A 9,382-nucleotide genomic window follows, 5' to 3' on the forward strand; every position below is an offset into this window, starting at 1 on the left:
GACGGGCTTGGCCACTTGCGGTGCAAGCAAGACGGCGTTGTTGGGCCTGGCTCAGGCGTTGGCGCTTGCTTCACCGCTCGATGGGGCGGTGATACGCTAGCCCATCGCATCGGGAATGAACGTCAATGAGTACCGCCAAGCAAGCCGTCAAGTAAGCCGCAGCAACCTTTCTTTCCGGTTGTTGCGGCGCTCTTCTGGCTTCTTTACATGATGAGACCGCAGCCAAACCTCTCGCTCAAGGAGATGGCTTCGTGCACTCAAAAGATCTTACCTGGCGATACTCGCTCGCCGTCACGCTGCTTCTGTTGTCCCCCTTCGACCTGATCGCGTCGCTGGGGATGGACATGTATCTGCCCGTTATCCCCTCGATGGCCCAGGCGCTGAATGCCAGCGCCAGTACCATTCAGTTGACCCTGACGGTCTACCTGGTCGTGCTGGGGGCGGGCCAGTTGATAGTCGGGCCGCTGTCCGACCATTTCGGCAGACGTCCCGTGCTGTTGCTCGGTGGCATGACCTACCTCCTGGCCTCGGTCGGGCTCGCCCTGGCCTCGTCGCCTGCGGCATTCCTGGCGCTGCGTACGCTCCAGGCGGCCGGGGCATCGGCTTGTCTGGTCGCGGTATTTGCCACCGTGCGCGACGTCTATGCCAAGCGTCCCGAGGGCAGCGTCATCTATGGCTTGCTGGGCTCCATGCTGGCGATGGTGCCCGCGCTGGGACCATTGCTGGGGACGTCGGTCGCGGCATGGCTGGGGTGGCGGGCGATCTTCCTGGTGCTCGCTGTCGCCATGCTCGGGGCGGTCGTTTCAGCCTGGCTGCTCTGGCCCGAGACCCGGCGAGCCAGAACGGGCAGCCTGAGTTGGCGGCAGTTGTTCGTGCCTCTGAAGTCCTTCGGGTTCTGGCTTTATACCCTCGGCTACAGTGCCGGGATGGGCAGTTTCTTCGTCTTCTTCTCGGTCGCCCCCTGGGTGATGATGGAGCGACAGCAGCTGTCTGCGTTCGAGTTCAGCCTGGTATTCGGCACGGTCGCAATCGTGATGATGATCGCGGCTCAGGTGATCGGGCGGCTGGTGCGGCGTGTCGGGGAAATCGTCATTCTTCGCGCGGGGATGGGCTGTCTCATCGCTGGTGCCCTGCTGCTGGTTGCTGGAGAATCACTGATCCAGGAGTCGGTCATGGGCTTCATTGGCCCGATGTGGCTCATAGGCGTGGGAATCTCTGCGGCGGTTTCTGTCGGCCCCAATGGTGCATTGCGTGGGCTCGATCATATCGCCGGCACTGCCACAGCGGTTTACTTCTGCCTGGGCGGTGTGCTGCTGGGCGGGACTGGCACGCTGATCATCTTGCTGACGCCAGCTGCTAGCGCGTGGCCGATAGCGGTGTATTGCATGCTCATGGCGGCGATAACACTCGGTCTGTCTCTGCACCGGCGCCCTGGGCGCAGCAGCGGGCGGAGCTGATTCGGCCCTGAGGTTGATTCGTGCATTGCCGGCGTTGCATGAATCAACCTGGAGGGGGTGAGGGCGGTGCCTGATTACGCTCACTCGAAGCTGAGTGATGAATGGATAGAAGTTGTTGTGAGGTGTGTGATGAATTGTCGTTCCTGGGGAAGTGTCCTGTTGCTGCTGGCGGGTAATGCGCTGGCCACTGATTTGCCCGATGACTCGATCTTCAGCCGTTACAGTGTGAAGCCTGAGGAGCTGCCTGCTGTCGAGGGCGAAAAGTCAGTGCAGGCTGATCCGCCTGCGGAGAAGTTCAACATCAGGGACCCCCAACCCTGGATTACCGTCAAGGAGCCTGATGCGCGCCATCAGCTGATGACGGGTAATAGCGGTCTTGAACAGATGGTGAAACGAGATGCCGAGCGCTGCCGGCGAGAGCAGCAGAACTTCCTGCGGCGCGGTGAGCAATTCCCGCTCGACTGCGGTGATGACGGCATCGGGGTGACGATAGGCCCGTGGAATCTCGACTAGCGCGCTGTCGCAGGTGCGGCCAGCGTCCTGGCGTCTGAGCCTTTCCCTCATGAGCAGGCGACTGCGCTGGATCAGCCGGACTTCGCTGTGGCTGGCCGCGCGGGTTGCCCGGGCTCTTGGCGCCAGTCGATAGGGGGGAGCGTTGCCTGCTCCGAGCGGGGGAGCAGGCCTGGCAGGCGCCTCGGTCAGATGCTGAGGCGGCGTCAGAGGTGGAACGGGTCAGTGCGGCTCGACCCTGGCGAACAGATAGACCATGCACACGCTGTCCATCGGCATCACCGGATTGGTCCAGATCATCCGGGTGTGCTGTCCCTGGCGGTCAAATACGCGGGTGATCAGATCGGAGGCGCCATCCAGCGCCTTGGGGTGTTCGGTCTCTCCCTCGGCTACGTTCAGCACCCCTTCGAGGCGCACGATCTGGCGCACCCGCGACAGTTCGCCGAGTGCCTGCTTGAGCTGCGCGATGGCGTTGAGCGCCGCCAGCGAGCAGGCCGCGTAACCCTGTTCGAGGTCCAGGTCGCGGCCCAGCTGGCCGCGATACCTGACGCCGCCGGCGAACCAGGGAAACTGCCCCGAGGTCATGAAGGTATCGCCGGCGATGCACCAGGGCAGGTAGTTGCCGAGCGCCGGCGCGGGCTCGGGCAGTTGCAGGCCGAGTGTGGCCAGGCGTGTTTCGGGGGTGTCGTGCATGGGGCGTTCCTCTGATGGGACGGCTCAGCCGTCGATCGGCTCCAGCCATTGGCCGAATGTGCGTGGGTTGGCGGCCAGCCAGGCCTGCGCGGCGGCTTGCGGCTGCAGGCCACCACGGTTGATGGCGAGGTCGAGCTCCGCGACCTGGGCATTGCTCAGGCGGATGTTGTCCAGCACCTGCAGGTGCTGCGGGCTGAAGTGCTGCAGACGGTCCTCTCGGGCCAGCAGCACCGCGCGGTCGATGCCGCCGAGCAGGCCCAGCGGCTCATGCAGTTCGCGCAGGCGATGCTGCGCATGCAGAAACTGTGGTTGCCACAGCGGCACCACCGCCCAGCGGCGTTCGGCGATGGCGCTCTCGATGGCCTCGATGCATTGCGCCTGCGTGCCGGTGAAGAAGCGGTAGCCCGCGTCGGTCAGGCCATAGGCCTGCATTATCTGTTGTGAGAAACGGGTGATCCCGGCGCCAGGGCCGATGCCCTGGATCACCGGCGTCATTCGTGCGCGCACGGCCGGGCGCAGCAGGTCCGCGATCTCGGCGACCTCGCTCTGCGGCACGTAGTCCGGCACGCCCCACAGGGCATAGGGCTGGTAGTGCAGGCCCAGCTCGCGGGTGGCCACGCTCTGCTGCACCTGCTCAAGGTACAGGCCGTGGCTGGACGGCAGCCAGGCCGAGGCCAGCATGTCGATCCGGCCCTGGCGCAGGCGTTCGAAGTTTTCCTCGTGCGGCGCATGGCTGCAGCGCACCGAGTACCCCAGGTGTTCGAGCAGCGCAGCGACCACGGCGCCGGTGGCGTGGTGGAAGGTCAGGTCGGTGATGCCCAGGTGGATCATTCAAGGTGCTCCTTGCCGCCACGGCGGCTCATCACATCAGCCGATGTCCGGTCGCGGCATGGCTTCGCCCAGCACGGCGTTCTCCGGGCGGTAGGGAAAGATCAGCTCGATGGTCACGCCGTTGGGGTCCTCGAGAAACAGCTGGTGCTCGCCGATCTGCGGCACGATGCGTTCGCGAAACGTCTGGCCGAGGCTGAGCAGGTGCTGCTGCGTCTCGGCCAGGTGCGTGCCGCGCAGCGAGATGTGGTCGACGCAGCCACTGCCGTCGGCACCCTCCTGCTCGCCCAGGTAGGCATGCAGCTGGCGGTCGTCGGCGGTCACGGCGACGAGATGCAGCACCGGATGGGCGCCGACGTACAGCCAGCGTCCGGGGAAGCGAAACGCCGGTCGCGGACCGTCGCTCAAGCCGATCACCCGGGTGAAGAACTCGACCGTCTGCTCCAGGCGGCTGGTACGCAGGGTGAAGTGATCGAGCCCCAGCAGGTTGCCCGCCGGCAGGCCGACGCCCTGGTCGTGGGCCTGCGGGCTCACAGCGCCTGCTCCTTGACCGGCGACGCGGGATAGTCGCTGTAGCCGCGCGCATCGCCACCGAACAGGCTGCTCGGCTCGAAGTCAGCCAGCGGCAGGTTCTCGGCATAGCGGCGGGGCAGGTCGGGGTTGGCGATGAACGGGCGGCCGAAGGCCACCAGATCGGCATAGCCCTTGCCCAGCACCCACTCGGCGCGTGCCTGATCGTATTTGCCGGCGACGATGATCGGGCCGCGGAAACGCTGGCGGATGTCCTGGCGAAACGCCTCGGTGAATTCGGGGGCGTCGTCCCAGTCGGCCTCGACCAGATGCAGGTAGGCGATCTGCCTGGCGTCCAGGTAGCTGGCCGCATCGAGGATGGTCGGCAGGATGTCCGGGCAGGCCATGCCACGCGCGGTGAGGAACGGAGCCAGGCGAATGGCGGTGCGCTCGGCGCCGACTTCGTCGGCCACTGCGTCGATCACCTGACGCAGAAAGCGCAGGCGATTTTCCCGCGAGCCGCCGTATTCGTCGCTGCGCAGGTTGGAGGTGGTACGCAGGAACTGGTCGATCAGGTAGCCATTGGCCGCGTGTACCTCGACACCGTCGAAGCCGGCGGCAATCGCGTGCCTGGCGGCGACGCGGTAATCCTCGACGATTGCCTGTATTTCCTCGCGCTCGAGTGCTCGCGGGATGGGGCAGGGGTGCATGCCGCCCTCGCCGGTGAGCGGGTCGACTTTCCAGATCGCGCCGTCGAAGGCGACGGACGAGGGTGCGACCGGAAGCTGCCCGTCATGGAAGTCCGGGTGCGACATGCGCCCGACGTGCCAGAGCTGCAGGTAGATGCGCCCCCCGGCCTGGTGCACGGCACGGGTCACCAGGCGCCAGCCTTCCACCTGCTCGGCACTGTGGATGCCGGGGGTGAACGAGTAGCCCTTGCCCTGTGGCGAGATCTGCGTGGCCTCCGAGACGATCAGCCCGGCGCTGGCACGCTGCGCGTAGTAGCTGGCATTGAGGGCGTTGGGTACGTCACCGGGCTGCGTGCTGCGTGCACGCGTCATCGGTGCCATCACCAGGCGGTTGGCCAGTTCCAGGTTGCCAACGCGGACCGGGTCGAAGAGTTTGCGAGAGTCGGACATGGAAGTTTCTCCGTGGGATCAGTTGATGAGTGCGCCGCCATCGATATCGATGACCGCACCTGTCATGAAGGGGTTGTCGATGGCCAGCAGGTAGCCCTGGGCCAGGTCTTGCGGCCTGCCGACGCGGCCGACCGGCAGGTTGTTGGCCGCGCGTTGCAGCATGGCCAGGCGTGCGTCCTCTGCCATGCCGGCATAGGCTTCGCTGTCGGTCAGGCCAGGGCTGACGACGTTCACCCGCAAAGGCGCCAGCTCACGTGCCAGTACCTTGGCGACGGCTTCGAGCGCTGCGTTCATTGCCGTCTTGACGAAGGTGCCGGGCACGGCGCGGCGTGCCAGGAAGCCGCTCGTCAGCGTCAGGCTGCCACCGGCGCGCAGGTACCGGGCGCCTGCCTTGGCCACGGCCAGGCTGCCCCAGAACTTGGTGTCGAAGGCGGCCCTCGCCGTGCTCAGGTCCATGTCGAGCAGTTGCCCGCCCGGCGCTTGTGAGCCGGCGGTGAAGATCAGGTGGTCGATAGTGCCGATGGCCTCGAAGTAGCGCTCCACGGCGCTCGGGTCGGTGACATCCAGGCCGCTGCGGCGGCTGGCCACCAGCACCCGACCCGGGCGCTCGCGGAGTGCATCCGCAAGTGCCCGACCGATACCCGTATGGCCGCCGACGATGACGCTGGTGCTTTGCTCGGTGAAGTTCACGGTGCTTCCCCTTCGATGAACGATGGGGGTACCTTATGCTTTGCGCTGCAAGCTTAAAATCCAGCAATAATCGAAAAGATATTTCGGATATTTCGAATGGTGCTCAACCACCTGGAGCTGTTCCTGCTGATCATCGAGAAGGGCGGGCTTTCTGCCGCCGGGCGTGAGCTGGGGCTCTCGCCCGCCTCGGTGTCCGAGCGGCTGGCCGCACTGGAATCGCACTATGGCGTGGCGTTGCTTACCCGCACCACGCGCTCGATCAGCCTGACGGACGAAGGCCGGACGCTGGCCGAGGGTGCCCGCCGCCTGCTGGCCGAAGCGGAGGAACTGGACAGCCGGGTGCGTCTTGGTGCGCAGAGCCTGAGTGGGCCGGTGCGCTTGAGTGCTCCGGTCGATCTGGGACAGGCGCGCATCGTGCCGATTGTCGACCGCTTTCTCGACCAGCACCGCGAGGTCAGCGTCGAGCTCAACCTCACCGACGGCTTCGTCGACCTGGTCAGCCAGGGCCTCGATTTTGCCGTGCGCTACGGCACGCTGGCCGACAGCAGCCTGAAGGTCAAACCCATCGGCGAGAACCGGCGCGTCGTATGCGCCGCGCCCGGCTACCTCGAGCGCATGGGTGTGCCGTTGCACCCCGATGAACTGCACGGGCATGACTGCATCGTCATGCGTTTCGGCATCAACAGTGATCACCAGTGGTCGTTTCTCGTCGACGGCAAGCCCTACTCGGTCGCCGTCCGCAGCCGGCGCATGGCCAACCATGGCGAACTGGTCAGGCGCTGGGCGCTGCAGGGCCATGGTCTGTGCCTGAAATCGGTATGGGACGTGCAGGCCGACCTTGATGGCGGACGGCTGATCGAAGTCCTGGCGCCATATAGTGCGGCACGTACGGCCCTGCAGATCGTCTACCCGGGGACGCGCAGCCAGCCGCGCCGCGTACGCGCGCTGATCGAGGCGATCACCACGGAGCTTGCCGCCGATGACAGAACCTAGCCAGAGCGTGCCGTTGCCAGAGTAGACAAGTGCCCTGGCTTGGCTTTCCGACGGCACACCCAGTAGATTGGCAGCGCGAATAGCCCTTCAGACGAAGCCCGGGTCCACACGCCCGCCCTGCGTGATGTGCACGTGACCACTGCCTTCCGAGGCACAGCGCGGCTGCGACAGCCAATGGTGGCGAAACCAACCGAAAAGGAACTGTCCCTCGTGTCCACTCCCGTTACTGATATCGCCTCCGCGCCGGCTCAGGTCATTCGCATTGCCAGCAGCGCCAGGCATCGTGTGAGAACCCTGTCGATCCGTGAGGACCTCCTGGTGCTGGTGCGCCGTGGTCGCAAGGCGCTCATCGCACCAACCGGGACCCTCAGCGTATCGAAGAATGAAGTGGTGGTGCTGGCACGGGGAACCCAGTGGGACGTGCTCAATGATCCTGCTGACGAGTCGTGTTACGAGGCGCTGGCCTTGGCCTTTTCCGACGAACCTGTCAGGGCGGTTGCGGCCATCCTGCCGCCGGTGCGGGACGAGCTGTCCGCAGCCAGGACCATGGACCTTGACGGTGAACTGAGCGAGGTCATCGAGCGCACTGCGCTGGCCCTGGAGGCGGCGACGGTTTCTCCTTTGCTGCAGCGTCACCGGGTGATCGAACTGTTGCTTGTCCTGGGTGAGCGTGGCGTGCGTCTCAAGCCCGTCGAGCAGATTTCCTGGGCGGAGCGTATCCGCCGCCTCATCGCTCTGCGGCCTGAAGAGGACTGGAGAATCGAACGTCTCGCCGAGGTTTTCCATACCAGCGCCTCGACGCTGCGCCGACGCCTCGCAGGGTCGGGATTCACCCTCGCCGGGCTGGTCCGCGAGGTGCGCCTGGAAACCGCTCTGGTCCTGCTGCAGAGTACCCAGCGCTCCATCAACGACATCGCCCTGCATTGTGGTTGGGAGTCACACAGCCGCTTCAGCGCGGCCTTCCAGGCACGCTGGGGGTTCGCGCCCTCGGTGATGCGCCAGCGCCTGGCGCAGAATGGCGCGCATCTGGAGCGTTTGGCGTAGCGGGGCAGGTTACGCGGCGGGATCATTGCCGCCGTCGAATACTGTCAAGGAATCTCTCCGATGCGCCCTGTGATCGCTGTCGCTCTTGCTTTCGTCTGCCTGCCTGCATTGGTCAGGGCTGCAGACTTCACGCTGACCAGTTCGTCGTTCGCGGATGGGGGAACCCTGTCCGAACGGCACGTATACAGCGGCTTCGGCTGTAGTGGTGACAATCTTTCGCCGGCGTTGTCATGGAGTGGCGCGCCAGCCGGGACGAAAAGCTTCGTGGTTACCGCTTACGACCCGGATGCACCCACAGGGTCGGGCTGGTGGCATTGGGTCCTCTATGACCTGCCGGCAAGCACCTCGTCGCTGCCTGAGGGCGTTGGCCGGAAGGCTGGCCAAGCGCTGCCGGAGGGAGCGGTAGAGGGCGTCAGCGACTACGGCTCGGCCGGTTTTGGCGGCGCCTGCCCGCCGCAGGGGGACAAACCGCACCGCTATGTGTTCACCGTGCATGCGTTGAAGGTGGAAAAGCTGGAGCCGCCATTGGCGAACGCCTCGCCGGCGCTGATCGGCTTCCTCGTGCATTTCAACAAGCTGGCCAGTGCGAGCGTGACGGCCACTTACGGACGTTGAGCGAAGGGCTGTATGCGGGGTTGCGCAGAACGGTCCGGCCGCTGCCGCAGCTTGCCATTTGCCGGCTGGCGTCGGGCTGGATCGATTCCATGCTAGATTCCTGAGGGTGGATCCAGCCTGGCTCGAGAATGATTTCCGACGTTTGGCGAGGCTGGATTTCAATTGCTCCAATCCCTGCCGAGGACGACGCCAATCCCATGAACATTCATCTTGTCGCGAGTATCGCACTGCTTGCTTCCGGCATGGCGCAAGCCGGAATCCCTCTGTTGAACTACAGCTGCCCCGGTTCGATCGAGGTGCATGCCGATCAAGGTGGCCCCGTCTATGTGAATGGCAAGGAAGCCAAGCTGAAGAAATTCAGCGACAGCTATTACGAGGCCTCACATGACGGCGTCACCATCTCGCTCATGCAGAACCCGGATCAGAGCATGAGTGTTTCCTATACAGCGAAACACGGTGTTCATGGTGTCTGTCAGGATGCCTCGGCATCGTCTCGCGTGGTCCCCAGCAAGGAGCCAAGCAAGGCCGAGCAGGCGTGTCTGGCGGCTGTTGCGAAAACCACGGGGGTGGCCCAGAGCTCGTTGTCTGTCATTGATGTCATGAGTGCCGAAGCGGGTATCGGGGTGATGGTCAGGGTTCCGGGGGCAGACGCTCACTGGTCCTGTCTCTCAGATGCGGATGGCAATGTTCAGGGCACCCGCTACAGCGGTTCGGAGGGCAAGCTCTGAGCCTGCTCCGCCCAGAGCAGTGTGCCCTGGGCGGAATTTGGTCTCTTCGCGCAACGAGCCAGGGCCGAGTGGCTAGTCTGGGAGAGCCGTTGCTGGTTCAGAAGAACCCCAGCGGATTGATGTCGTAGCTGACCAGCAGGTTCTTGGTCTGCTGGTAGTGATCGAGCATCATCTT

At 64.8% G+C, this 9,382-nt stretch carries 11 protein-coding genes and 1 pseudogene; 6 read left to right on the forward strand and 6 right to left on the reverse strand.

Features of this window, described 5'->3' with window-relative positions; translation table 11 throughout:
- The first annotated feature begins 251 nt into the window (after window positions 1-251).
- Together cml and E4487_RS07955 are read left to right on the forward strand one after the other, a co-directional pair.
- The gene (gene cml / locus E4487_RS07950; RefSeq protein WP_175253082.1) at window positions 252-1,457 is read left to right on the forward strand and encodes a CmlA/FloR family chloramphenicol efflux MFS transporter; all 1,206 of its coding nucleotides are present in this window, start codon (window positions 252-254) and stop codon (window positions 1,455-1,457) included.
- Window positions 1,458-1,586: 129 nt separating this feature from the next.
- Window positions 1,587-1,970: a hypothetical protein gene (locus tag E4487_RS07955; protein WP_175253083.1), complete on the forward strand. Its 384-nt coding sequence runs from the start codon at window positions 1,587-1,589 to the stop codon at window positions 1,968-1,970.
- A gap of 219 nt (window positions 1,971-2,189) precedes the next feature.
- Here E4487_RS07955 and E4487_RS07960 read toward each other — a convergent pair whose 3' ends face one another.
- Genes E4487_RS07960 through E4487_RS07980 form a run of 5 tightly spaced genes read right to left on the reverse strand, consistent with a single transcriptional unit; the run spans window position 2,190 to window position 5,827 of the window.
- Window positions 2,190-2,660 (reverse strand): Atu1372/SO_1960 family protein, encoded by a 471-nt coding sequence (locus E4487_RS07960; protein WP_134677697.1) that lies wholly within the window; start codon window positions 2,658-2,660, stop codon window positions 2,190-2,192.
- Window positions 2,661-2,684: 24 nt separating this feature from the next.
- Window positions 2,685-3,491 carry a glycine betaine ABC transporter substrate-binding protein gene (locus tag E4487_RS07965; RefSeq protein ID WP_175253084.1) on the reverse strand — a complete coding sequence of 269 codons (807 nt, stop codon included), beginning with the start codon at window positions 3,489-3,491 and terminating at the stop codon, window positions 2,685-2,687.
- Window positions 3,492-3,527: 36 nt separating this feature from the next.
- A complete protein-coding gene (locus E4487_RS07970; protein ID WP_208651164.1) occupies window positions 3,528-4,022 on the reverse strand; it encodes a VOC family protein in 495 nt (164 codons plus the stop codon).
- Entirely contained in the window at window positions 4,019-5,137 is a 1,119-nt protein-coding gene (locus E4487_RS07975) for an alkene reductase (protein ID WP_175253085.1), read from the reverse strand. The genes E4487_RS07970 and E4487_RS07975 overlap by 4 nt, the downstream gene beginning before the upstream one ends.
- Window positions 5,138-5,155: 18 nt before the next feature.
- Window positions 5,156-5,827: an SDR family oxidoreductase gene (locus tag E4487_RS07980; protein ID WP_175253086.1), complete on the reverse strand. Its 672-nt coding sequence runs from the start codon at window positions 5,825-5,827 to the stop codon at window positions 5,156-5,158.
- A gap of 96 nt (window positions 5,828-5,923) precedes the next feature.
- On the opposite strand from E4487_RS07980, the gene E4487_RS07985 reads away from it, so the two are divergent.
- From E4487_RS07985 to E4487_RS24415, 4 genes and pseudogenes are all read left to right on the forward strand, one after another.
- On the forward strand, window positions 5,924-6,820 hold the full coding sequence (locus E4487_RS07985; protein WP_175253087.1) for a LysR family transcriptional regulator: 897 nt from the start codon (window positions 5,924-5,926) through the stop codon (window positions 6,818-6,820).
- A gap of 132 nt (window positions 6,821-6,952) precedes the next feature.
- Window positions 6,953-7,864, forward strand: a complete 912-nt coding sequence (locus tag E4487_RS24835) for an AraC family transcriptional regulator (RefSeq protein WP_150608443.1) — start codon at window positions 6,953-6,955, stop codon at window positions 7,862-7,864.
- Window positions 7,865-7,924: 60 nt separating this feature from the next.
- Window positions 7,925-8,479, forward strand: coding sequence for a YbhB/YbcL family Raf kinase inhibitor-like protein (locus E4487_RS07995; RefSeq protein WP_175253088.1), 555 nt, complete (start codon window positions 7,925-7,927; stop codon window positions 8,477-8,479).
- Between the two features lie 197 nt (window positions 8,480-8,676).
- Window positions 8,677-8,955: pseudogene (locus E4487_RS24415) on the forward strand (hypothetical protein); the annotation flags it as partial.
- Window positions 8,956-9,304: 349 nt separating this feature from the next.
- On the opposite strand, the gene E4487_RS24840 reads toward E4487_RS24415, so the two are convergent.
- Window positions 9,305-9,382 (reverse strand): hypothetical protein (locus tag E4487_RS24840; RefSeq protein WP_369812106.1); only part of this gene is annotated, 78 nt, incomplete at its 5' end.

This window comes from Pseudomonas sp. BMW13 (assembly GCF_013357275.1).
GTDB lineage: Bacteria > Pseudomonadota > Gammaproteobacteria > Pseudomonadales > Pseudomonadaceae > Aquipseudomonas > Aquipseudomonas khazarica.

Bases quoted from the DNA above. Each gene is read 5' to 3' on its own strand.
- E4487_RS07965 (WP_175253084.1), bottom strand. From the start codon at position 3,491: ATGATCCACCTGGGCATCACCGACCTGACCTTCCACCACGCCACCGGC.
- E4487_RS07960 (WP_134677697.1), bottom strand. From the start codon at position 2,660: ATGCACGACACCCCCGAAACACGCCTGGCCACACTCGGCCTGCAACTG.
- E4487_RS07955 (WP_175253083.1), top strand. From the start codon at position 1,587: ATGAATTGTCGTTCCTGGGGAAGTGTCCTGTTGCTGCTGGCGGGTAAT.
- E4487_RS07975 (WP_175253085.1), bottom strand. From the start codon at position 5,137: ATGTCCGACTCTCGCAAACTCTTCGACCCGGTCCGCGTTGGCAACCTG.
- E4487_RS07985 (WP_175253087.1), top strand. From the start codon at position 5,924: ATGGTGCTCAACCACCTGGAGCTGTTCCTGCTGATCATCGAGAAGGGC.
- E4487_RS07995 (WP_175253088.1), top strand. From the start codon at position 7,925: ATGCGCCCTGTGATCGCTGTCGCTCTTGCTTTCGTCTGCCTGCCTGCA.